The organism is Amycolatopsis sp. NPDC049868 (assembly GCF_044461365.1).
Taxonomy (GTDB): Bacteria; Actinomycetota; Actinomycetes; order Mycobacteriales; family Pseudonocardiaceae; genus Amycolatopsis.
This window is the reverse complement of record NZ_JBITKV010000023.1, coordinates 38087-60407: the sequence shown is the minus strand read 5'-3', so window position 1 is coordinate 60407 and position 22321 is coordinate 38087. Positions and strand designations below refer to the sequence as shown.

Below are 22321 nucleotides of genomic sequence, written 5' to 3'. Positions count from 1 at the left end.
GTCATGGCAAAGTCCCGTCGCGCCACCGCACTCGCACCCGGCCGCAGCGAAGCCGACATGCGCGTGACGGTCCGCGGGCGAATCTTGCTCAGCCCGTCCGGCTCGGGCGGGACCGGTCGTCCACTGCGTCGTCTGCTGCGGTTGCTTCCGGTCGGCCTGGTCGTGGTGCTCGGCTGTCTTCTGGCGGTCGGCGCGTGGGCATCGCCGGAGTCTTCGCCGCACTCCGCCGTGTCGCAGGCCGCGGTGGCACAGCGGCAACCCGAGCTTCCCCTGCCTCTCCCGACCGTTGCACCGGGTGAGACGTGTGCGCCGGGTTCGCCGGACCCGACATGTCATTTCCCGACCGGATCGCCACGGCCGTCGGTTCCTGCGACTCCACTGCCGCCGATCACCGAGCTGCCGGCGCCGGAGAGCTGTTTCCCCGGCCAGATCGGCTGCGTACCCGGCGAACCAAACACGGCTCCGGCCACCAGTCCCTGCGTCGGTGAAGGGTGCATCCCTCAACCCAGCTCCCCTCCGCCTTCCACGCATCCGGGGCCGGCCGAGCCAGGTGTCGGCGGTGACGACCCGGGCTGCGGGATCACCAACATCGAAGGCTGCATCAACAAGGCCATCAACGCGGTGTTCCGCGAGCTGGTCAAGTCCGCGCTCGACCCTCTGCTGAAACTGCTGGGCGACACCGCGTTCAGCACGCCGACGCTGGATTCGCTGCCCGGAGTGACGAACCTGTGGAACAACTCCTGGCTGATCGTGGTGGCCTGCTACAGCGGGCTGATCATGATCGGCGGGATCATCGTGATGTCGCACGAGTCGGTCCAGAGCCGCTATTCGATCAAGGAGATCGCGCCCCGTCTCGTCATCTCCTTCATCGCCTCGATGCTGTCGCTGTTCGTCATCGACAAGGCGATCCGGCTCGCGAACGCATTGTCGACCGCGGTGTTGTCCGGCGGGGCGGATCCGCCCAAGCTCGGCGACAACCTCACCCAGTCGATCAACGGCACCTACTCCGCGATGGCCTCCGGCGGGCTGTTCATCATCCTGCTGAACGTCGTCCTGGTCATCGCGGTCATCGCGCTGCTGCTGGTCTACGTGGTGCGGGTGATCATCACGCTGCTCCTGACCGTGTCCGCCCCGCTGTGGGTCGCCTGCCACGCCCTTCCCCATACCGACGGCATCGCCCGCTGGGGCTGGCGGGCACTCGCCGCAACCCTCGGTATCCAGGTCGTCCAATCGCTCACGCTGATCGTCGCGGTCAACACCTTCCTCAACGGCAGCACGAAGCTGTTCAGCTCCGTCGGCGGCGGTCTGATGATGCTCTTCGCCGTCCTCGGACTGCTCTACATCCTGATCAAGATCCCGTCCTGGTTTCTCTCCGCCACAAAGCTCGGCGGGGGCGGCCGCTCGTTTCTCGGCGGCTTGGTCAAAGCCGTGATCGCCGCGAAAACCTTCGGCGCCATCGCCGGTCGCTCCGGCGGGTTCGGCGCGTCCCGCGCAGCCGGCATCGCCACGACACCCCGCGGCCGCGGCGGGGATGGGCGTGTCCGTGTCGCCGACCCGCCCTGGCCGCCGCAACCGCGGCTGGCCCCGACTCCGGAAGCGGTGAACAAGCGCATGCGACAGCAGTACGACGCCGAGCAGCTGCGCGCCGCCCAGCACCCCCGCGTCCCTTCGCAAGAACCGAAGTTCCTGCAACCTGGTCCGCAAACCACGACGCACGACCCCGCCGTCAGCCCCGCTCCATCGGGACCGCCGCCCGAGCCGGAGTTCAGTTCGGCGCCCCGGCCCGCCGTTCCGCTCCCCTCGTCTGGAGGTGGTCGGCGGCGCGTGACGAACCCGCGATTCCAGACGGCGAATCCGTCACACCGCCAGGGGAACGGGCAGGCGCCCGCGTGGCCTGTCGGTGTCGCGGCGGTCCCGCCGCACTTGCGGTTCCAACCCGCTGCGCCGGAACCGGGCCATGTGTCCCGGCCGGTCACGCCCGCGACCGCGACGCCGTCGGCACCGGTGTTCCGGACCCCGCATCCCGAGCCCCGTCCCGCGGACGCCAGACCGCGCACTGCCGCTGCTCCCCCGGTCGCGTTCCGTGCGCCGACTCCGCCACCGGCGCCCCGAGCACCCGCGCCGAAGCCCTCGTCCCGTGGAGGTAAGAAGCCATGACCCAGCCCGTGCGCATACCGTCCGATGTGGATCGGGAGGACCGTGTCCTCGTCAATCTCACCGCACGGCAGCTGGCGATCCTCGCGGTGACCGGGATCGTCCTGTACGGCGGGTGGACGCTTGCGCGCGGCGCGTTGCCGCTGCTGGTGTACCTGATCATCGCCGTCCCGATCGGGGTCGTGGCCGCGGTGCTGGCCCTGGGGCAGCGCGACGGTATGAGCCTCGACCGGCTCGTGCTCGCGGCCATCCGGCAGCGCATGCAGCCACGGCATCGGGTAGCCGCGCCAGAAGGTGTCCGTCCCGCGCCCGACTGGCTGACCAGTCAGGTCGCGGCAAGCGACGGCACTGGCGCGGCGGACGGTTCGCAGGTGTCACCGGCCGCACTGCGACTGCCCGCGGAAGGGGTCACCGAAGCCGGTGTCATCGACCTCGGGTCCGACGGCGTGGCCATGGTCGCGGTCGCCAGCACCGTGAACTTCGCGCTCCGCACCCCCGGCGAACAGGAAGCGCTGGTCGCATCGTTCGGCCGGTACCTGCACTCGATCTCCGCGCCCGTGCAGATCCTCGTCCGCGCCGAGCGGCTCGACCTGAGCCACCAGATCAACGACTTGCGCGAGGCCGCTCCCGGCCTGCCGCATCCGATGCTCGAAACGGCCGCGCGCGAGCACGCGACCTACCTCGACCAGCTGCGCCGCTCGACCGATCTGCTGCGCCGCCAGGTGCTGATCGTCCTGCGCGAACCGGTGCGCGCGGCCGGTCCGACCGACGGGCTCGGCGGCGCGTCACCGCTGGCTGTCCTGCGCGCACGCCGCCACGCCAACCGGAGCGACACGGTCACCGAGAGCGCGCTGCGGTCCGCGGAAACCCGGCTCGTGCGCCGCCTGGGCGAAGCCATCGAACTGCTCTCCCCCGCCGGGATCACGATCACCCCGCTGGACGCCGGGCAGGCCACCGCCGTCCTCGCCACCGCCTGCAATCCGGACACCCTAATCCCGCCGTCGGCCGGGCTCGCCGGCGCGGACGAGGTGATCACCACCGCCGCCGATCCCGACGACGAACCACCCCTCAAGCCTAGGAGCGCACGCGGGGAGCCCGCGCGCCGCGCGGCACCGGAGGCAACAGCACTCGACGACTGGGAGGGCGACGACCTATGAGCAGGAAAACCAGCCACACTCGAGGACGCGCCCGGCGAACCGCGGCAACACCGGCGGGCGGGGCGAGCGCGTTCACTCCGGACTCGCTCTCGGTCTCACCGCGCCATCTGGAGATCGGCGGCGAATGGGTCGCATCGTTCGCGATCACCGGCTACCCGCGCGAAGTGCACGCGGGATGGCTTCAGCCGCTGCTGTCCTATCCTGGCCGGGTCGATGTCTCGCTGCACGTCGAGCCGATCGACCCTGTCACCGCCGCCAACCGGCTCAAGCGCCAGCTGTCCAAACTGGAATCCGGGCGACGGCACAGCAACGTGAAGGGGCGGCTGCTGGACCCGATGGTCGAGGCCGCCACTGAGGACGCCTACGACCTGTCCGCACGCGTTGCCCGCGGCGAGGGAAAGCTCTACCGGTTCGGCCTGTATCTGACCGTGCACGCCACCAGCGAACCCGATCTCGCCGAGCACGTCGCCGCGGTCCGGTCCCTCGCGGCGTCGCTGCTGATGAACGCTCAGCCCACCACCTACCGGTCGATGCAAGGCTGGGTATCGACTCTGCCGCTCGCGCTGGACCTCATCGGCATGCGCCGCACCTTCGACACCAGCGCGCTGGCCGCCGCGTTCCCGTTCACCTCACCCGATCTTCCGCCCGCCGATCCGACCAGCGTCGCCGCGCCGGATGGGGTGCTGTACGGGTTCAACATCGGCAGCCAGGGCCTGGTGCACTGGAACAGGTTCGCCGCGGACAACTACAACAGCGTCGTCCTCGGCCGGTCCGGCGCCGGGAAAAGCTACCTGGTCAAACTCGAAGCGCTCCGATCGCTCTACCGGGGTGTCGAAGTCGCGATCATCGACCCGGAAGACGAGTACCGCCGGCTGTGCGAGGCGATCGGCGGCACCTACATCCGCCTCGGCGATCCCGCGGTCCGTATCAATCCCTTCGACCTGCCGATCGCGACGCGCCCGGACGGGCGCCGCACCGCGCCGAAGGACGCGCTGACACGACGTGTTCTGTTCCTGCACACCGTGATCGGCGTCCTGCTCGGCATGGAACTGTCCGCGCACCAGCGGGCCGTGCTCGACCGCGCGTTCCTCGCCACCTACAAGAATGCCGGGATCACCAGCGATCCCCGGACCTGGGGCCGTCAGGCGCCGCTGCTGGCCGACCTGTCCGCGACCCTGACCGGCACCGGTGATCCGGTCGCGGCCGACCTCGCGTCCCGGCTGCATCCGTTCGTCGACGGCGCGTCCGCGGCGATGTTCGCCGGGCCCACCACCACCAGGCCCGAGGGCCACCTGACCGTGTTCAGCCTCCGCGACCTGCCAGACGAGCTGCGCGCGATCGGGACCCTGCTCACCTTGGACACGATCTGGCGGCGGGTCTCCAACCCCGCCAACCGGCGGCCGCGGCTGATCACCGTCGAGGAAGCGTGGCTGCTCATGCAAGACCCCGCCGGGGCGCGGTTCCTGCACCGCATGGCCAAAGCCGCCCGGAAACACTGGGCAGGCCTGACCATCGCGACACAGGATGTCGGCGACGTCCTCGGCACCGAGCTGGGCAAGGCGATCATCGCCAACGCCGCCACACAGATTCTGCTCCGCCAAGCGACACAAGCGATCGACGAGATCGTGGCGACGTTCAACCTGTCCGACGGGGAGAAACAGTTCCTCGTCTCCGCGGACAAAGGACAAGGCCTGCTCAGCACCGGGACACAGCGAGTCGCGTTCCAAGCCCTGGCCTCGCCCCAGGAGAACGCGCTCATCACCACCGACCCGGCTGAGCTCGCAGCGTATGCCGAATCCGGCGTCGAGGCCGACGACAGCGCGTTCGTCGACCTTGACGGCATCGATACCGAGTCAGCGTTCGACGACGACACCGACCGTCACATCGACCTCGGCCCCGCCGCCTGACGCTAAAGCCCGCCCTTAGCCGCTCTCTTTCTTGCTCTGCCTGCCTTGTGTGAGGTGCCGTATGTCTTTACCCACCACGAAGCCCGCTAGCTCCAGCCGGCCCGCGCGGCTGCTGACGCAGAACCGGGCGATGCGCGCCATCGGCGTCTGGAACTGGACGCTGCCCGCGCTCGCGGCCCGGCTGCCCGACGGACGAACACAGGTGACCTGTCCCGCCGCCTCGGCATGCGCGCAGATCTGCTACGCCCGCAACGGAACCTACCGCTTCCCTGCCGTGAAAGCCCGCCACCAAGCCAATCTCGCCTTCGTCCTCGACGACCTGCCCGGCTGGGAAACGGCCATGATCCGCGAACTTTCAGCGCCACGGTTCACCGGGAAATTCATCCGCGTCCACGACGCCGGAGACTTCTTCGACGACCCCTACACCCTCGCATGGTGCCGCGTCATGCGCGCCTGCCCAGAAGTCACGTTCTACGCCTACACCAAGGAAGTTCTGCGGTTCAAGCGCTTGATCGAGCCGGATCCGCCCAGCAATTTCCTGTGGGTCTACAGCTACGGCGGCAAGGAAGACGCCCACATCGACCACAGCCGCGATCGGGTCGCCGACGTCTTCCCCGACACCGACGCCATCACCGTGGCCGGATGGTCCTCGCAGGAAGCATCCGACCTGCTGGCCGTACTCGGCCCGCGGCTCGTCGGGGTACCCGCGAACAACATCCCGCACTTCCTCAAACGGATGGACGGGCGGCGACTGTCGACATGGCAGGCCGAAATCGACGCCGACCGTGCCCGCAAACGACGCCGACACCTCCGGCTCGTACCCGGCACGAGCCCGGCGGTGCCGTCGCCGCAGAACCTTCCGCGCCCGGCGGACGCAGATCGCCACGCAGCCTGAACGCCTGATTTCCCCAGTGCAGAACGGAGTTCTGATGTCTTCTGCTCAATCCGTGGCTGCTTACACGGAGGTGTTTACCTCTCCGTTGCAGGACTACCTCCGCGATCCCGGAGGCGCGATGCACGCCCTGCTCACCACGGTGCGAGTCGTCGCCGTGTCGTGGGGGCCGGTAGCCGGTCCCTCGCTCGCGCTGGCCTGGACCGGCGCCATCCTCGGGCGCCGATGGTGGATGCGACGGCGCCATGACCGGATGGCAGCCGGGGCCCGGCTGGTCACGGTGCTCGCCCCGCCCACCGTGGACCCGGGCGGCGCCGAGGCGCTCTTCTCCAACCTGGTCGGACTCTTGCGTCCCGGCTGGAAACGCCGGATCCACGGCCAGCCGCACATCGTATGGGAATACGTGTTCTCCCAAGCTGGAGTCGCCGTCCGAGTATGGCTGCCCGGGATCGTGCCGCCCGGCATGGCCGAACGCGCGATCGAAGCGGCCTGGCCCGGCGCCCACACCCGCACCACCCCGGCCAAACCACCGATCCCGGAATCCGCGCCCGCGGGAAAAGCCGTCGAGGCCGTCGGCGGGGAAATGCGCCTCGCTCGCAGCGAAGCGCTGCCGATCCGCTGCGACTTCCCCGCCGACCCCGTCCGTGCACTGCTCGGCGCGCCGGTAGGGCTGGCTGCCCATGAACGTGCCGTCGTGCAGATCCTCGCACGCCCGGTCACCGGCTCCCGTTTCCGTAAGGCCCGCCGAGCCGCCCGCCACGTCCGCACCGGAAGCTCCACGAAGCTGGCCGGGCGTCTTCTGGACCTGATCACCCCGCATGCAGGGGGAAGCAAACCCCGCACTAGCGCGACGAAGCCGGTAACCGATCGCCAGACAGTCCTGGAGAACTCCGCACAAGACCGTGTCATCGTGGCCAAGCAGCGCGGTTCGCAGTATGAAACCCGGGTCCGGTACGCCGTGGCCACCTTGGTCGACGAGCACACGACCCGTCCGGAGCGGGCTCCGGTGCGGGAACACTTACGCGGGCGCGGACATGCGATCGCCTCGGCGTTCGCGGCCTACAGCGAGCACAACTATTACCGTCGGGTCCGGCTCCCGCACCCGATCCAGGCGCTGGCCGAACGGCGTTTGACGTCAGGCGACCTACTCTCGATCGCTGAGCTGGCCGCGCTGGCACACGTCCCCACGGACGAAGCCGTGCCCGGTCTGCAGCGCGCCGGAGCGAAAGCGGTCCCGCCACCACCAGGGATCGCCACCGAAGGCCCCGGGGTCAAGTCGATCGGGATTACCGACTCCGGCCACTCCCGACCGGTGGGCCTGCGCGTTGCCGACGCCCGCCACCATGTACACATCCTGGGCGCCACCGGTTCGGGCAAAAGTGAGCTGATGGCGCGGATGATCCTCGACGACGCCGACGCCGGCCGAGGACTGGTCGTCATCGACCCCAAGGGCGACCTGGTAGCCGACACGCTGATGAGGTTGCCCTCCCGGCTTGGGACGAAGGTCGTGCTCTTCGACGCCGACAGCCGCTCCCGCCCACCGGTGCTCAACCCTCTCGAGGGGGACGATACCGCTCGCACCGTGGACAACCTAGTCTCGATCTTCTCCCGCGTGTACGCCTCCAGTTGGGGTCCACGCACCGAGGACATCCTTCGTTCGGGCCTGCTCACCCTCCGCGAACTGCCAGGCACGCCCACCCTGACCGACCTGCCGAAGCTGCTCACCGTGCCCGCCTTCCGGCATCGCGCGCTCGAACAGATCTCCGACGACGTCCTGACCGGGTTCTGGACCTGGTACGACGACCTCTCCGACGCCAGCCGCGCACAAGTCGTCGCGCCCTTGATGAACAAGCTCCGCGGCCTGTTGCTGCGCCCGTTCGTACGCGCTTCTCTCGCCGGCGGCGGGTCCACCGTGGATATGGACGAAGTGCTCGACGGCAGCATCTGCCTGGTACGCCTGAGCAAGGACGCGCTCGGGATGGACTCCGCACGGCTGATCGGGTCGATCATCGTGGCCCGGACGTGGCAGGCCGCGACCCGGCGTGCCCGGATTCCGCAACGCGACCGCCGCGATGCCTCGCTCTACATCGACGAATGCCACAACTTCTTGAATTTGGCCTATCCGATGGAGGACATGCTCGCCGAGGCACGCGGCTATCGGATGTCGATGACGCTCGCGCACCAATATCTGCGCCAGCTCCCACCCGAGCTGGAAGAAGGAATCAGCACCAACGCCCGGTCGAAGATCATTTTCTCGGCGTCACCCGAAGACGCGCGCCACCTGGCCCGGCACACCGCTCCCCGGCTCTCCGAACACGACCTCACCAACCTCGGCCGATTCCACATCGCCGCACGGCTGGTGCTCGACAGCGAGGAAGTACCCCCGTTCACCGCGGTCACCGAGAAGCTCCCACCCGCGATTCCGGGGCGTTCCAAGGAGATCCGCAGGCTCGCACGGGTGAATACCGAGCCCCGGAGTATGCCGTCACCTGTCGAAATCGTCCGTCCCGCGGCGCTCGATCCCCGACGCGCGGCCTGACACTCCGCTCGCTTTTCCGTTTACCGCAGGGCGTTTCCGGCGCACTGCGTGTTTGGAGGTGCCCGTCACGATGGTCAGCAATCCCACTTCTCAGCGACAGCTGCGCTCGCACCGGCCAGAACGTCCCGTGGCGCGCGTGCTCAACTCCGTCGAGCACCACGCCTGGCTGGCCCGGCATCTCACCGACCGCGATCGGTGGCTGTGTCGGATGCTGTTCGAACACCACGTTCTCACCAGCACTCAGATCATCGACATCGCCTTCACCGGCAGGCGTGCCGCGAACCTGCGTCTGCGCAACCTCTACCGATGGGGCGTGGTGCACCGGTTCCAGCCGCACCGCGACCGCGGCTCGCACCCGATGTACTACGTCCTCGACACTGCCGGGGCTGTCGCCCTCGCCCGCGAAGCCGGCGTCGAGCCCAAGGCACTGGGCTACAGCCGTGAGCGCGAGATCGGGCGCGCCTTCTCCTTGCAGTTGGCTCACACAGTGGGCTGCAATGGCCTTTTCACCACCCTGATCCGCCGAGGACGTGAGCCTGGGGCCACCGGCATGCTCACCACGTGGTGGTCCGCTGCCCGCTGCGGCCGGCACTGGGGCGACATCATCACTCCGGACGGCTACGGCCGCTGGCGCGAGGGCAACCGCGAGGTCGAATGGTTCGTCGAGTTCGACTTCGGCACCGAGCAACTCTCCCGACTGGCGGCCAAGCTGGCTCGCTATGAACGCCTGGCCGACACCACGGGGATCACCACTCCGGTGCTGGTGTGGATGCCCAGTGCCGCGCGTGAGTCCAATGCACGCAAGGCTCTGGCCGAGGCGCTCAGAGGGCTTCACCAGGCCGCGCGTGTGCCGGTGGCGACGACAAACGGCGAAGCCAGCGCCGATCCACTCGACATGGCCGCGCCCCGCTGGCGACGTGTCGACGAGCTCGGCACCACCAGCCGGGTAGCCCTTGCCGACCTGCCAACGCTCTGGCCCAGTCTCTGCGCATCGGCGCCGACGGCGCCGCACCAGGCGAGCCAAACGTCCGCGATCCCGCGGCCGGAACTCGCGCCCCCGTCCCCCATACCGCCACCCGACAGCAGAGGTCGGCGAAGGTGAGCGGGCATGGGCAAGATCGTCGGCACGAGCGTGACATTGGTCCTGGTGTTCATTCTCCTCATCGGCGGCGGCGCGATCGCCGTCGTGCAGACCGTGTTCGGCTCCACAGGCAGTGGCCTGAACTGCGCTCCGACAGGCACCACTCTCGCGGCGGCGGGATACGGACCTCAGGAAATGACCCATGCAGCAACGATCGTCGCCGTCGGGGGCCGTTTGCATGTCCCCGAACACGGCTGGGTCGTCGCCATCACCACCGCGCTCACCGAGTCACGGCTGAGGAACCTCGACTACGGCGACCGCGACAGTCTCGGCCTGTTCCAACAACGCCCGTCCATGGGCTGGGGTACCCCGGATCAGATCATGGACCCCAGCTACAGCAGTGAACAGTTCTACCGCCATCTCCTGGCAATACCGTACTGGCAAAGCATTCCTGTCGCCGAAGCCGCCCAGTTTGTACAACGCTCAGGATTCCCGGACCGGTACGCCCACTTCGAAGAGACAGCCCGGCAGATCGTAGCCGCCGTTCACGGCGCCACATGCACAACCGGCACGCCGGGCCGGCTACACACCGAGTGGCCGCCCGAGCAAGCCACCATGCCCGATCCCACCAGCGGCGGACGCATCACTCCACGCACCCTGCAACTCGTGCAAACACTGCGCACCAACGGAATGACCGGAAACGGGCTCGGCTGCTTCGCACACCGACCAGCCAACCCGAACTCCGACCATCCACAAGGCCGCGCTTGCGACATCATGTTCAACCCCCGGAGCCAGCCATCAGTAGCCGAAGGATCGCAAATCGCGAACTGGCTCATCGCCCACCAGGCGGACCTGGGCATCCACTACCTCATCTGGCAGGGCAAGTACTGGTCAGCGGACAACCCAGCTTGGAGCGCCTACCGATCCAACGCGTACGGCTGCCCCGATCCCAACAACCTCACAGGCTGCCACTACGACCATATTCACGTCTCGATGTATTAGTTAGGTTGCGAGTTTCATCTGATGATGTTTTCGCACCTTTGGCGACCCGTGAGAACCGTTGCAACAGGGACGATAGGGACGTAGCGCGCGGCGCCGTCGCTTAGCGACGCTGCTCGATCGGGATAGTGCCTGATCAGGTGACTTCAGCTGGTGTCTTCATTGGACGAAGGATTATGTCATCGGATGAAGATCATGGATAAGGTGACCAATGGTTGATCGACAGGTGGACATCGCTGGGGCTGCACACACCGTGCTCGGCGACAGCCGGGTAAGGCATTTGGACCCGGAGCAGGGATTGTTCTCGGCAATGTTGGAAGGCTGGGATCGCCAGCAGGCCAGCCGGTTGTTGGCGTCCGGTACCAGGTCGCAGCGAGCGGACGTGGTCCAGAGGTTCGTCGCGTTCACCGGTTTATGGCCTTGGCAGTGGTCGCCATCGGACGTGGAGGACTGGACCGCCGATCTGCGATCAGCGCCGACACCGCGGGCGCATTCCACGATCCGTGGCTACCACAACACGGTCGCGCTATTTCTCAGCTATATCATCGATCAACGTTACGGGTGGGCGTCCCAATGCGAGAAACTTGTTGGTACGCACCCGGTTCAGGTGTTTCACGAGTGGAACACCGCGCGCCACACCAGCGAGACAGAGTCGCGGCCGGACGTACGGCCGTTTAGCCGGGACGAGTTGCAGGGGTTCCTCGACTTCGCCGACGAGCAGGTTGCCCGCGCTCGCAAGCTCGGCCGCAAAGGCTGGGTATCGGCGTTTCGTGACGCCACGCTGTTCAAGGTCACCTATGCCTGGGGACTACGGCGCCGTGAGGTGGCCATGCTCGATCTGGCCGACTTCAGCCGCAACGCATCAGCGCCGGAGTTCGGCCGGTTCGGGGTATGTAATGTCCGCTATGGCAAGGCGATCAAGGGGAGCCCGCCCCGTCGTCGCAGCGTACTTACCGTCATGCGGTGGGCAGTCGAGGCGCTAACTGAGTATGTCGAGGATGTCCGTCCCCGCTACGGCACCGGCAAACAGTCCGCGCTGTGGCCAACCGAACGGGGCAAACGGATCTCGGTAGTCACCATCAACAAGCGGTTCGGCGAGTACCGCGACGCCTCCGGCCTACCGCAGGAACTGCATCCGCATTGTCTGCGCCACGCCTATGTCACGCACCTGATCGAGGATGGGTTCGACCCGTATTTCGTGCAGCGCCAGGTCGGCCACGCTTGGGGTAGCACCACGGCGCTCTACACCGGTGTGTCGGGCGACTTCAAGAACCGGATGCTGCGCCAGGCGCTGGACCGCGCCTTCGGTGATGCTGGGACGGAGACCCGTCGATGAGCACGACCGTCGGCTATCGATGGCGGCTGCGTGAGCTCATGGCCGCCCGCGGGATGTTCGCCACCACCGACCTGCACCCGCACCTCGCCGAGCGCGGCGTCGAACTCTCCGCGATCCAGGTCTACCGGCTGGTCGCACAGATTCCGGAACGCCTCAACCTGCGCATCCTGGCGGCCCTGTGCGACATCCTCGACTGCACACCCGCCGACCTCATCGAACCCTATGTCGAGTCCGCCCGCGGCAAGGCACGTAAGACCGCCGGTGGGATCCAGCCCTCCGGGTCGACACCGACCGAGCTACGGCCGACGAGGGCACGCATCGTCCCCGACAAACCATGACCACCACGGCGAAAAGGACGTGCGGGACCTGCGGGATGGGCAAGAGCCTTCGGTACCGCGACAGCATGGGGCGGCCGCAGTGCCGCGCCTGCTACCGCAAGGACGAGTCCCGTTGGGAACCGTGCGCCGAATGCGGGCGCCACCGCCCGATCAACGCCCGCACCGACGACGCGAAAGCGTTATGCGGCACCTGTTACCGCGACCGAGCCCAGCCAACAGCGACATGCGACGACTGCGGGATGCTCGGCCGGGTCGCCGTCCGCACCGGCCGACGCGGAGCCGACCGCACCCTGTGCGCACGTTGCTACGAGCAACCCGCCCGCCGGTGCGGGGGATGCGGACGTGTCCGCCGGGTCGCGCTGCGGGCGACCGGCGAGCACCCGGATCTCTGCCCAACATGCTACCAAGCACCCATCGAACAATGCGGACACTGCGGCGCCGAAGACCTGTGCCGCCGCACCACCAACGACGGAGCGCCGATCTGTTTCCGCTGCCAACTCAGCGAGCGCCTCGATGAACTCCTGGCTGGACCGGATCCTGCGATCACCGACCTGCTGATGCCCGTGCGGGACGCCGTACTGGCGGTGGACAACCCACGCACCGGGCTCGGCTGGCTGGCCCGCAGCCGCGGCGCCGACCTACTCGACCAAATCGCACGTGGTGAACGACAACTCAGCCACGACACCCTCGACGCCGAGAAGCCCGGGATGTCGATCGAGCACCTGCGGCGGATGCTCGTCGCCGCCGGTGCCCTGCCCGAACGCAACGAACACCTCGCACGGCTCGAGCGCTTCGCGGAAACCCTCGAAGCATCGGCTGCGGCCGCCGACGGTCGCGTGTTGCGGTCCTTCGCGACCTGGCACGTGCTCTACCACCTGCGCGCCAACGAGACCCGCCGCCCGATCACCGCGAATGCCTGCTACCGATGCCGGACCGAACTCGCCGCTACCGCACGATTCCTCGCCAAGCTACGCGATCGTGGGCGGGACCTCGCGACCTGTCAACAGCCCGACATCGACCAGGCCACCCCGAGCCCGGCTGCGGCGAACGCCTTGCTGCCGTTCTTACGCTGGGCTATCAAGCAACGGCTCCTGCCGACACTGCAGCTCCCGAAATCACCACCACACCAACCCCGCGTCTTCGTCGACAACGAAGACCGCTGGGCGCTGGCCCGCCTGCTGCTACAAGACGAGACGATCACCGCGTCCGATCGCGTCGCAGGCCTGCTCGTACTGCTCTACGGACAGACCTCCGCCCGGATCGCCCGGCTAACCGTCACCGACATCACCCACCGAAACGATCAACCTCGGCTACGTCTAGGACGAGGCACAATCACCCTGCCCGAACCACTCGCCAGCCTCATATGCCGACTCCCCGAACGGGCACCAACCGGAATCGCCGCAGCACTCGCCACAACGTCACCATGGCTTTTTCCCGGACGACAACCAGACAGACCGATCCACCCGGCAAGCCTGAACCGCCGACTCACCCGTCTCGACATCGACCCGCGCGCCGACCGCAACACCGCGTTACTACAACTCGCCGGCGAACTCCCCGTTCCCGTGGTCGCCGACCTCCTCGGTCTCCACCTCGTGACCGCCGAACGCTGGGCACAAGCAGCAGCCGCCGGATGGGCGGCTTATGCCGCGTCCCGTTGACGAGGACCCCAGTGGCACGTAGCCTGCAGTACGAAATACCCCTATGGGGTATATAGAACTGGAGGTTAATTAAAGTGAAGATTCAAACCTGGAGTACTAAGTCTCATCCTCGACCCAACGGCGCAAGACAAATCCGCGTTGAGATTGACGTGACTATCGCCGAACGTCATGAGACACCCTTGTCCGGCAAGACTTACTTGCACACCAATAACTACGCGACACGCATAGCTTCTGCAGTGGGCGCCTTCGCCGTCGAGCTCGCAGCAGACATCCAGGTCGTCGAAATCCGCCATCGCGCCATGAAGGTGCGCGTCACAGACGAGTTCGAAGGAGGAACCTCCACCACCCCGCCGCGAGCCGGAGGACCACACGAGTAACTCACCGAGCTCGCCTGAGATGACAGCAGCCTCCTTGAATGCCCCGAAGAGCGCCGGACGGACGAGCACCGCTGCCGCAGCGTGCGACGACTATTCGGCCGACACTGCGCGCCGACCAGGCTGCTGGAGCTCAACCGGCCGTCCAGCGAACCGTCGTGAGAACCCGCCGGTCCCGCTCACAGTTGTTCGGTGGCATCCTCCGCCCACTGACAGAAGTCCCGACCCAGAACCGTGATCTCGAAGCTTCCGCCCTTCGGCGCACCGGGGTGGTCTTTTAGGTCCGAGTAGGACATCGGGTACTGCGGTGACAGGAGCTGGTGCACGCTGCGGACCAGTCCGTTACGAATCAGGACACTGAGTGTGGAGTCCACGAACTGGGGCGGATCGAGCAGAGCGGCGAGGCCGATCAGGGTCGCTGTCTCGACCGATGACAACTTCCTCAAGACCACGAAGTGCGGCTGTTCGAGGTCGTTGAGGATGCGGGCCATGTAGACCCTGTTCTCCAGCTTCGCCTGGTCCGGCTCACCGTATCCCTCAGCCAGCAGCCGGGCCAGTATCCGGCGCTTGACAAGCAGCGGCGTCCGAGCTGATGCCTCAACGCACACTCCGAACAAGTCAAGCAGCCGCTCGGTCGAGAGAATCGCCGTCAGCATTTCCTCGACCGAGATGCCGACAATCGACGCCGCGTCCTCGCATGTGTCGATCGCGCGCCTGACACGCAGCTCACCCAGCTTCCGCAGCCCAGCATCGATAACCACGGCTGCCGAGGCGGCCGCGCCCACGACTGCGGGCGAGGCCGTTGCGTCGGCAAGCCCTGCCAGCGGACCGACGACTGCGGCGGTAACCACCGGCAGCCATGGCTGATCAGGCTTCTCTGACATAGAACTGCCTCTGCCTGACCAGCTACCGCTTGTCTTTGGGAGGAATCGGGTCGTTACCCCTCGGCGAGGTGTCCTTGTCTCGGATACGGCCGTCCTTGCCGTGAATGACCGTTTCCCCGCCAGTATTTTTCGTGATCGCTCGCGCTCGGTCCGTCGCCTCACGTTGAGTGTTGCGGTGTGCGCTCGCTCGATCCGAGCCCGGTTTCTTCACATCCCAACCACCCTTCGGGTTGGGAACGACATGACGGTTCTTCTCGCTCATCCTGCCTCCATCACGAGAACGCAGTCGATGCCCGTGACAGTCGCTCGACGCCTATCCAGCATTACAAGCGACGTGATCACAATATCGTCACGCAACGACAGACGGGTGAACAGAAACAGCGAAATCGCAAAATACTGGTGCTCCACCAGGGATTGTCGAGTAACTAGCAGCCTTGCTCCCACGACGACACTAGACCTCGCTCACCGCAGGCCGTACCGTTCGAATATCTATACTGCGCCAGCAAACGCCCCGTAGCCGGGGCAAACTCCGGGCGCCCACGGGGCGTCGAGGGATGTGAGATGGTCGGAGGGTAACGAGAAGCGCTGCGGAGTTCGACCGCTGGTATGCGGATCGGGTCGAGTCGCCGGTTGCCGATGCGCTCGTGCGGCGCATCCTTGGTCTTCCGCCGGACCTGCAATCCACCAGTCTGCTGAACGGAGCCGGGCTCGATGAAGTGGTGACGGCGCTTGACCTGCGTGAGGGGCAAGTCTTGCTGGATCTGGCGTGCGGCCGCGGAGGGTATGGGCTGGAGATCGCGCGGCGCACCGGTTCCCGGGTTGTCGGGCTGGACTTCTCCGCGGTCGCGATCGAGCACGCTCAGCATCGAGCACAGGCACTGGGACCGGCCGATCGAGCCGATTTCCGGGTGGGTGAGCTGACCGGCACGGGACTGAGCACGGCGTCGGTCGACGCGGTGCTCATCGTCGACTCGATACAATTCGCCGAGCCGACGCTGGACGCTCTGCGGGAGTGCCGTCGGGTTCTCCTCCCCGGCGGACGCATCGTCATCACCTGCTGGGAAGCCCTCGACGCCACCGACGAGCGGCTGTCACCACGAATGCGACAACTGGATCTGCTCAGGCAACTGCCGCGCGCCGGATTCGTGGACGTCGAGGTCACCGACAGACCGGCATAGCGTCAGGCCGAACAAGAGCTGTGGCAAGAGGCCCTCACCATCGACGCCGACGACGACCTTGCGATGCAGTCAATGCAAGAGGAGGCACAACGAGTCCTGGCCACCTTCGACGGATTGCGACGTGTCCTGGCAACGGCATTCACACCCCACCCAGCTCGCTGAAGGGGTATTCAGACGGTTCGAATATCTACAGTCCACCAGTAACCAACCAATGCGCTCAGCCAGCCCGGGTGTATATCTCAATGCAGAAGTTCACCCCGACCGCAACGGTTCTCCCGAACCGCAACCGAACGGGTCGCGGATGCGGCTGTAGTTCGCTGACCAGCGGGCCGGAGATCCGCGCCCAGGTCACCGGAACACCGTCGGTCTCCGGCCGGGGCGCTGGTGGCTTAGCCGTCAGATGGAGCACCTTTGAGGTGGTTGTAGAGGTTCGCGCGGCTGAGGCCTACCTCGCGGGAGATCCTGGTCTTCGGCACACCGGCCTTGTCCGCTTCCAGGATGTCGGAGAGCCGTTCAGACCGTTCGGCTTTCAGCTGCTTGGACAGGAACTCTTTCATCTCCTGCAGCGAACTTTCGACGTCTCGAATGCTCTCTAAGGCAGTCTCGATCAGTTCCACCCGGTGTCGTCGGGCGCGCAGTCGCGCGATGTGCTCCTCTTGGTCCATCTGCGCCCTCTCTCGCGTGGTCCAGGCCGGTCGAACTCCTGCATCCAACCGTGTCGCCCTAGACACCTTAGCGAGACAGCCCATCGCCGGGGCGCGGGCGCGTCATGTCCACGCGTGCTGACGATGCTCCAAACCGAACGAGCCTGTCTGTACCCGTAGGCCTTCACTGCACGTCATCGGCACGTGGAGGACGGCTGATCCGGTCGGTACCCGGTGCCTCGTACGCTTCGACGAACTTCGGCGGCATCTGCTCGGTGGTGCGGTGGCCGCGGAGCTTGTGCCAGGTGATGGTCCAGGTGTTCTCCTTCTCTCCGGGCCGCGGCGGCGGGAAGACAGGGTTCGGCACGGTCACCGACTTCTTGTTGACACGCCGTACCCGCATCCACATGCCGTTGCAGAGCACCCAGTCACCTTTGACTACCGTGTCCGGGCCCAGCGTGGGGGCTTTGCCTTCGGCCTGGAGTTGGTTGTAGACGTTCTTCCAGTAGTCGATCTGCTCGGCGAGGGCGGCGATCTCGCGCTGTAGGTGGTCCGCGCGCTCGTCGCTGGGGTGGCGGATGCCCCATCGCTGGCGCGTCTGGCCGTGTTCGTCGGTCTCGATGAGCCATCCCGGCTCGCCGTCGACCTCGCGTTGACACCGCCGACGGTCGGCCTCCAGTTGCTCGATCCGGTTCCCGACGGTGACCGGGTTGTTCCGGGCGCCCATGTGGTGCGATGCGGTCTCGGCTCGGCGCGCCAGTTCGTCCGCGTGGGCGCCTTGTTCGATGGACTTGCCGAGGTTGTTCCAGGCCCGTTCGCGTCGGTTGCGGTCGGCCTTGTAGCTGTGGTGGTCGACCAGCATGGGCTGGCCCATGGGGATGCTGTCGAACACAGCGTCGGCTTTGGCGCGTGTGGCGTCGGCCTTGGCCTTTTGCCGTCCGGCACGTTCTGTGAGTCGGTGGGCGCGGTCGTTCATCCGGTCCTCGCGGTCCGTTTCCTGCTGCTCGACGCTGGGCATGGTGTCGTCGATGTCGCGTTCGACGGTGTAGCCCGATTCGGTGAGAACGCGTGTGATCTCGTCGAGGGCGTACGGCTTGGGCGCGCGGTGGCGGGAGGACCGCAAGAGCCAGGCCGTGGCGTGGCGGGACCAGGTCCACGACGGGTGGGCCTTGAGCGCCAGGTGCGCGGGGCTGTTTCGGGTGGTGCCCTCGACGGTGGTGCCGGACTCGTAGTCGTGATGGATCGTCAGGGTTCCCAAGGACATGGCGAACTGCCTCCTTCAGTGACGGTGCCTCTGCTTATGGCTTTGCGCTACGGCCGGTCCGCTTCCGGGAAGGCGGCCAGGTACGCGGCGACTTGGGCAGCGCGGTCCGGGGTGACGGAGAAGGCGAAAGTGACGCGTCCGCCGTGGCGCGGCACCGTCGCGGTGCCGGCCAGCGGACCCGCGTAGCGCACGATCGCGTCCTGTGGGTCGCAGCCAGTCGCGGCGGGCCGGGGATGCTGGACGGTCGCGCCGAGCGGGTCGGCGATGGCGCGCGCGAGCCGGTCCCGCGCGGCTGCTTGGTCGTCGAGCCGCTGTTTCAGCTCGCGGGATTCCGCGAGCGTGATCCGGTAGGCGGGAAGCAGCCGCCGAGCGGCCTCCGCAGCGACGGTCTCCGGTGTCTTGGTCGGTGAGACCGTGATGTCGTGTGATGGCACCGGGTTCCCATGCAGATGCCGAACAGCGGCCAGGGCGGCCGGAAGATCGGCCGACAGTCTTATCCGTGGCGTCTTCTCTGAATCGGAGTAGCACAGATGTACCTGTTCGCCGTCTGGGCCGATGAGGTAGCGGTCTCGCTGACCGTGGTAGCCCGACTCGACCGTCCACCGCCCGTCGAGCGAGTCCGCCATCTCTGCCGCGAATGCCTGCATGTCCATAACCGTCCTTCTTTCTTCCTGCGTCGGGTTGGTCGCGCCCGTGGTCGGTTCAAGCGCGAAACAAGGCCCGTCCCGCGGCCACGGCACCCGCGCGACAACCGCCGCGCGGGCACCGAAGCGGCGGCGGTCCGTCAGACCGAGGCCAGCACCTTGGCGAGTGTCGAGACGGTGTCCTGGTCGAGTGCGTCGGCTTTTCCGTCCACGGCGCGGGACATGTTCCGTTCGGCGCGGGAAGCGTTGCGCACGATCGCTTCGTGATGGGTGTAGGTGTTGATCGCCTGCACCACTCCCCACGCGGTACCGCGCCACGGGCTGACCCGGTTGTCGCTGTTCCACAAGCGGTTCAGAGCGGCCCGCTCGTTTGTCGCGGTGGTGCGGGCGCGGCCCTTGGCCTCGGGCAGCGGGGTGTGTGCGTCCAGGAACGCGCGCCATGCCCGGTCGGTCACAGTCGTTTCGCACAAGGCTTTGACCTCGGCGGCGAATTCCTCGGCCACGGTGTGGACCATCGCGAGCGCGTCGCGGGCCTCCACGATGCGGAACTTGCCGTTCTTGGAATGCTTGACCTTGAACTGCTGGCCGTATTCGCGGAGACCGGCCGCCATGGTGTTGTCGCACACCACGTTCGTCACGGTCCGCTTGTAGGTGGTGGCCAGGCTGCCGTCGTGGCTCGTACACGCGACCAGGTTCGGCCGGAACTCCACACCCTCCGGGGTGGTGATGTTCTCCGGGACTTCCACACTCACCCAGGCCTATCGACGGTCACGCAGCAGGCCGGCAGAGCCGATCGACAGACCGTCGTCAAGGAGCGTTCCGACCTTGTCCAACAACCATTCCTGGTACTGATGCACCGTGTAGCCGTCGGCGAAGATTCCGAGGACGTCGCCGGTGTCCGATGCGGTAATGGCCTGCTTGTTGGGCACGCGACGAAGGCCGAACTTGCCGGCGACGAGCACGGGTTCGGGCTCGGCGGTCCAGTGGAAAAGGCGGCGCTGAACGTCGGCTACCGGGACAGCGTCGGAGTAGTGGTTCGGCTCGTGTCCCTGTGCCGAGGCCCGGTAGTGCCAGGCGTGCCCGCGCTTGCTGGTGAAGCCGATCAGCACGTTGCTGTTGAGCCATTCGCTGGTTTCTTTGGACATGACGGAACCCGCCTTCGTACTCGGAGTTGTTACGGGAGACCGTTGTGCGGTCACGGCGACCGCGCGTCATCACGCGCGGCACCGAAAGGACACAAGGGCCATTTGCCGCTCGCCACGGCAGCTATCAGGTAGCTACTTGGCATCCCACGAAAGGGAGAGATTCGACCGAACGATCGTCAGACGATGATGGAAAGCTTGGTTTGAGCCGGGTCTACGAACGGCTTGCGCCAGGCGGTCAGGATCGTTTTGGCTACGTGTTCTATGGCGTTCTCGTGTTGACGGTTCGTCGCGGACGTTGCCGAATCACACGTCCATTCGTTTCCCTCGAACGAGTAGTAGAAGTCTCGAATCTCGTCATGCGTGTAGCCGAAGCCGTCAAGATCATCGCAACCGAACCAGTCGGCCAGCCCAGATCGGGTATCCGACTCAAGCCACGCGTCCCATGCCGCCTCTTGCAACTCTCGTTCATATTCTTCCAACGTGCTTTCGTCGACTTCACCGGCGTCGATCGACTGGACACTTTGCACCAGGCTGGCCAGCCACTCGGTACCCGTGTCGATGTCGTCGCCGTTCGTGGGGAGCTCCCCGAGTTGCACCCACGCGGAGCCGTAGCCGTGCCGGCCGTTTGTGGACGTCTGAACACCAGGGGTGTCCGTCAGATAGCGGACGTTTGCCGCGTCACGTTCGGTACCGCCATAGTCCGAGTAGTCAACCAGGGTCACCGTGATTGCGTAGTCGTCATCCGTTTCGACTCCGTCCGATAAAACCAACGCGTGGATCACGTCGGCAGTCAGGTCTCCCGCCTGGACCGGGTAGGCGTATCCCGTCCGCTCCTCGGAGAGGCTCACCCGGTGACATTCCAACAATTCTTGCCAAAGTTCAACTGTTTTGGCGTATTGCTCAGGCGAGTACACGTGTTCACCTTTGTACGACATGACACTTTCCTTCCAGGAGTCCACATCGAAGCACTCGAACATTTCGAATAGCAGCCATGACGGCGCCACAAGCGCAGCTATTGCACATTCAGCGCACTTTGACCGCGCGTCGTCCGCGCAGCTCATTTACCAGACGGGCCTAGCCCTTTGCGGCGCCAGCCTTCAAGAAGAGAAACGAAGCAGGCCACTCACAAGATGCCGCACCTCGCAGCCTTCCCGCTCAACCTAGGGGGCCGTCTTGGTTACATGTCTAGGGTGACACCTTTCCTAGACACTTTCAAGCACTGGCGGCCGCTCGTTATCTCCCTGTTACATCTGCATGGACGACTTCATCAGCTGGCAAGCAGATCGTCGATCGAAGCTCGCGTCGACGCCGGCAGTCCTGGCCACACAAGGAGACCGCTTAGTGACCCCACGCCATCCACTACGGACATTCATCTCCGCCACTGTCCATAGTGGATCCTGATGCTCATAGCAAGAGAGTGACGGCCGTCAGCACCGCGTCTTGTTGCGAGCTGCGTGCAAGACCGTCGACAGCCGTAGGTCTCGACCACGAGAAGTCGACCATCACGCCCAAAGGTGACCACCGAATCCAAACAGACGGAAGCCGACCGCCCACCCAACAGACTGTTCAGATGCCTGCTGGCACCGAAGTTGGGGGAAACAGAGGAAGGGGTGCCGACCCACCTGTGCTGCGACAAGCACTTTCCCTACCCTTTCCGTTCTAGCCGATCCCCGGAGAGGAAGGCGGAAAGGAAGCTGGAGAAGTAGGCAGACAAGCTCCTGCCGCCTCGATGAAGCGCCGACTTCTCACTAGGGAGCGCTACTCCCCAGCGAGACAGCGGTCCGGTCCCCCGGAGCGTCGTCCGGCATCGCCACAGGCCCCAGGCGAAGCCACGTGAGCGCGTCATCTTGGTAGCGCCGCATTACGTCCGCGAAACTCGAACGTAGCGCGGTGGGGACGATGACGCCACTTTCGCGGAGCGAAGCAAGAAGGCGGCCCCTGCTGGTCGTGTCGAGTCCGTGACGAACGTTCAGGGCTAGATGGAGCAGGGCGATGAACACCTTTGTTTCCTGCCTGTTGTAACAGTTCCGGCCAGCGGCCCCCGAGCGCACGATCGCATCCTGCGGGTCATGGCCGATCGCGGCGGGCCAGGGTGCTGGACGGTCGCGTCGAGCGGATCCGCGATGG

At 66.3% G+C, this 22321-nt stretch carries 20 protein-coding genes; 12 read left to right on the top strand and 8 right to left on the bottom strand.

Features of this window, described 5'->3' with window-relative positions; genetic code table 11:
- The first annotated feature begins 3 nt into the window (after nt 1-3).
- The 11 genes from ACIBTM_RS45160 to ACIBTM_RS45110 all read left to right on the top strand — a co-directional run bounded on the left by ACIBTM_RS45160 (nt 4) and on the right by ACIBTM_RS45110 (nt 14438).
- Nucleotides 4-2157, top strand: coding sequence for a hypothetical protein (locus ACIBTM_RS45160; protein WP_395883276.1), 2154 nt, complete (start codon nt 4-6; stop codon nt 2155-2157).
- Nucleotides 2154-3311 (top strand): PrgI family protein, encoded by a 1158-nt coding sequence (locus tag ACIBTM_RS45155; protein WP_395883275.1) that lies wholly within the window; start codon nt 2154-2156, stop codon nt 3309-3311. The genes ACIBTM_RS45160 and ACIBTM_RS45155 overlap by 4 nt, the downstream gene beginning before the upstream one ends.
- Nucleotides 3308-5218, top strand: a complete 1911-nt coding sequence (locus ACIBTM_RS45150; RefSeq protein WP_395883274.1) for a VirB4 family type IV secretion system protein — start codon at nt 3308-3310, stop codon at nt 5216-5218. Before ACIBTM_RS45155 ends, ACIBTM_RS45150 begins: the two co-directional genes overlap by 4 nt.
- Nucleotides 5219-5279: 61 nt before the next feature.
- Nucleotides 5280-6113, top strand: a complete 834-nt coding sequence (locus ACIBTM_RS45145; protein ID WP_395883273.1) for a hypothetical protein — start codon at nt 5280-5282, stop codon at nt 6111-6113.
- A 34-nt stretch (nt 6114-6147) separates the two neighbouring features.
- Nucleotides 6148-8649 (top strand): type IV secretory system conjugative DNA transfer family protein, encoded by a 2502-nt coding sequence (locus tag ACIBTM_RS45140; RefSeq protein WP_395883272.1) that lies wholly within the window; start codon nt 6148-6150, stop codon nt 8647-8649.
- A gap of 70 nt (nt 8650-8719) precedes the next feature.
- Entirely contained in the window at nt 8720-9751 is a 1032-nt protein-coding gene (locus tag ACIBTM_RS45135) for a replication-relaxation family protein (protein ID WP_395883271.1), read from the top strand.
- Between the two features lie 6 nt (nt 9752-9757).
- Nucleotides 9758-10732 carry a hypothetical protein gene (locus ACIBTM_RS45130; protein WP_395883270.1) on the top strand — a complete coding sequence of 325 codons (975 nt, stop codon included), beginning with the start codon at nt 9758-9760 and terminating at the stop codon, nt 10730-10732.
- A gap of 208 nt (nt 10733-10940) precedes the next feature.
- Nucleotides 10941-12065: a tyrosine-type recombinase/integrase gene (locus ACIBTM_RS45125; protein WP_395883269.1), complete on the top strand. Its 1125-nt coding sequence runs from the start codon at nt 10941-10943 to the stop codon at nt 12063-12065.
- Nucleotides 12062-12403 carry a helix-turn-helix domain-containing protein gene (locus ACIBTM_RS45120; protein WP_395883268.1) on the top strand — a complete coding sequence of 114 codons (342 nt, stop codon included), beginning with the start codon at nt 12062-12064 and terminating at the stop codon, nt 12401-12403. Before ACIBTM_RS45125 ends, ACIBTM_RS45120 begins: the two co-directional genes overlap by 4 nt.
- A gap of 35 nt (nt 12404-12438) precedes the next feature.
- Entirely contained in the window at nt 12439-14061 is a 1623-nt protein-coding gene (locus tag ACIBTM_RS45115) for a hypothetical protein (RefSeq protein WP_395883267.1), read from the top strand.
- Nucleotides 14062-14135: 74 nt separating this feature from the next.
- Nucleotides 14136-14438 carry a hypothetical protein gene (locus ACIBTM_RS45110; protein WP_395883266.1) on the top strand — a complete coding sequence of 101 codons (303 nt, stop codon included), beginning with the start codon at nt 14136-14138 and terminating at the stop codon, nt 14436-14438.
- A 176-nt stretch (nt 14439-14614) separates the two neighbouring features.
- On the opposite strand, the gene ACIBTM_RS45105 is transcribed toward ACIBTM_RS45110, so the two are convergent.
- Both ACIBTM_RS45105 and ACIBTM_RS45100 read right to left on the bottom strand, forming a co-directional pair.
- Complete coding sequence (locus ACIBTM_RS45105; RefSeq protein ID WP_395883265.1) at nt 14615-15319, bottom strand: hypothetical protein; 705 nt, start codon at nt 15317-15319, stop codon at nt 14615-14617.
- Nucleotides 15320-15341: 22 nt separating this feature from the next.
- Nucleotides 15342-15581 carry a DUF2188 domain-containing protein gene (locus ACIBTM_RS45100; protein WP_395883264.1) on the bottom strand — a complete coding sequence of 80 codons (240 nt, stop codon included), beginning with the start codon at nt 15579-15581 and terminating at the stop codon, nt 15342-15344.
- A 457-nt stretch (nt 15582-16038) separates the two neighbouring features.
- Between ACIBTM_RS45100 and ACIBTM_RS45095 the strand changes: the two genes are divergently transcribed.
- Entirely contained in the window at nt 16039-16497 is a 459-nt protein-coding gene (locus ACIBTM_RS45095; RefSeq protein WP_395883263.1) for a class I SAM-dependent methyltransferase, read from the top strand.
- 389 nt (nt 16498-16886) lie between these two features.
- Here the strand turns inward: ACIBTM_RS45095 and ACIBTM_RS45090 are convergent, their stop codons facing one another.
- From ACIBTM_RS45090 to ACIBTM_RS45065, 6 genes are all read right to left on the bottom strand, one after another.
- A complete protein-coding gene (locus ACIBTM_RS45090; RefSeq protein WP_395883262.1) occupies nt 16887-17162 on the bottom strand; it encodes a hypothetical protein in 276 nt (91 codons plus the stop codon).
- A gap of 163 nt (nt 17163-17325) precedes the next feature.
- Nucleotides 17326-18405, bottom strand: a complete 1080-nt coding sequence (locus ACIBTM_RS45085; RefSeq protein ID WP_395883261.1) for a DUF3560 domain-containing protein — start codon at nt 18403-18405, stop codon at nt 17326-17328.
- A 47-nt stretch (nt 18406-18452) separates the two neighbouring features.
- Nucleotides 18453-19052 (bottom strand): hypothetical protein, encoded by a 600-nt coding sequence (locus tag ACIBTM_RS45080; protein WP_395883260.1) that lies wholly within the window; start codon nt 19050-19052, stop codon nt 18453-18455.
- A gap of 137 nt (nt 19053-19189) precedes the next feature.
- Nucleotides 19190-19801, bottom strand: coding sequence for a DUF932 domain-containing protein (locus tag ACIBTM_RS45075; RefSeq protein ID WP_395883259.1), 612 nt, complete (start codon nt 19799-19801; stop codon nt 19190-19192).
- A gap of 6 nt (nt 19802-19807) precedes the next feature.
- Nucleotides 19808-20194 carry a hypothetical protein gene (locus ACIBTM_RS45070; protein ID WP_395883258.1) on the bottom strand — a complete coding sequence of 129 codons (387 nt, stop codon included), beginning with the start codon at nt 20192-20194 and terminating at the stop codon, nt 19808-19810.
- A gap of 176 nt (nt 20195-20370) precedes the next feature.
- Entirely contained in the window at nt 20371-21129 is a 759-nt protein-coding gene (locus ACIBTM_RS45065; protein WP_395883257.1) for a hypothetical protein, read from the bottom strand.
- Between the last annotated feature and the right edge of the window lie 1192 nt (nt 21130-22321).

Excerpts from the sequence above, each read along its gene's own strand:
- ACIBTM_RS45160 (WP_395883276.1), top strand. The coding sequence starts at position 4 with ATGGCAAAGTCCCGTCGCGCCACCGCACTCGCACCCGGCCGCAGCGAA.
- ACIBTM_RS45155 (WP_395883275.1), top strand. The coding sequence starts at position 2,154 with ATGACCCAGCCCGTGCGCATACCGTCCGATGTGGATCGGGAGGACCGT.
- ACIBTM_RS45150 (WP_395883274.1), top strand. The coding sequence starts at position 3,308 with ATGAGCAGGAAAACCAGCCACACTCGAGGACGCGCCCGGCGAACCGCG.
- ACIBTM_RS45145 (WP_395883273.1), top strand. The coding sequence starts at position 5,280 with ATGTCTTTACCCACCACGAAGCCCGCTAGCTCCAGCCGGCCCGCGCGG.
- ACIBTM_RS45140 (WP_395883272.1), top strand. The coding sequence starts at position 6,148 with ATGTCTTCTGCTCAATCCGTGGCTGCTTACACGGAGGTGTTTACCTCT.
- ACIBTM_RS45135 (WP_395883271.1), top strand. The coding sequence starts at position 8,720 with ATGGTCAGCAATCCCACTTCTCAGCGACAGCTGCGCTCGCACCGGCCA.
- ACIBTM_RS45130 (WP_395883270.1), top strand. The coding sequence starts at position 9,758 with ATGGGCAAGATCGTCGGCACGAGCGTGACATTGGTCCTGGTGTTCATT.
- ACIBTM_RS45125 (WP_395883269.1), top strand. The coding sequence starts at position 10,941 with ATGGTTGATCGACAGGTGGACATCGCTGGGGCTGCACACACCGTGCTC.
- ACIBTM_RS45120 (WP_395883268.1), top strand. The coding sequence starts at position 12,062 with ATGAGCACGACCGTCGGCTATCGATGGCGGCTGCGTGAGCTCATGGCC.
- ACIBTM_RS45115 (WP_395883267.1), top strand. The coding sequence starts at position 12,439 with ATGGGCAAGAGCCTTCGGTACCGCGACAGCATGGGGCGGCCGCAGTGC.
- ACIBTM_RS45105 (WP_395883265.1), bottom strand. The coding sequence starts at position 15,319 with ATGTCAGAGAAGCCTGATCAGCCATGGCTGCCGGTGGTTACCGCCGCA.
- ACIBTM_RS45100 (WP_395883264.1), bottom strand. The coding sequence starts at position 15,581 with ATGAGCGAGAAGAACCGTCATGTCGTTCCCAACCCGAAGGGTGGTTGG.
- ACIBTM_RS45090 (WP_395883262.1), bottom strand. The coding sequence starts at position 17,162 with ATGGACCAAGAGGAGCACATCGCGCGACTGCGCGCCCGACGACACCGG.
- ACIBTM_RS45085 (WP_395883261.1), bottom strand. The coding sequence starts at position 18,405 with ATGTCCTTGGGAACCCTGACGATCCATCACGACTACGAGTCCGGCACC.
- ACIBTM_RS45080 (WP_395883260.1), bottom strand. The coding sequence starts at position 19,052 with ATGCAGGCATTCGCGGCAGAGATGGCGGACTCGCTCGACGGGCGGTGG.
- ACIBTM_RS45070 (WP_395883258.1), bottom strand. The coding sequence starts at position 20,194 with ATGTCCAAAGAAACCAGCGAATGGCTCAACAGCAACGTGCTGATCGGC.
- ACIBTM_RS45065 (WP_395883257.1), bottom strand. The coding sequence starts at position 21,129 with ATGTCGTACAAAGGTGAACACGTGTACTCGCCTGAGCAATACGCCAAA.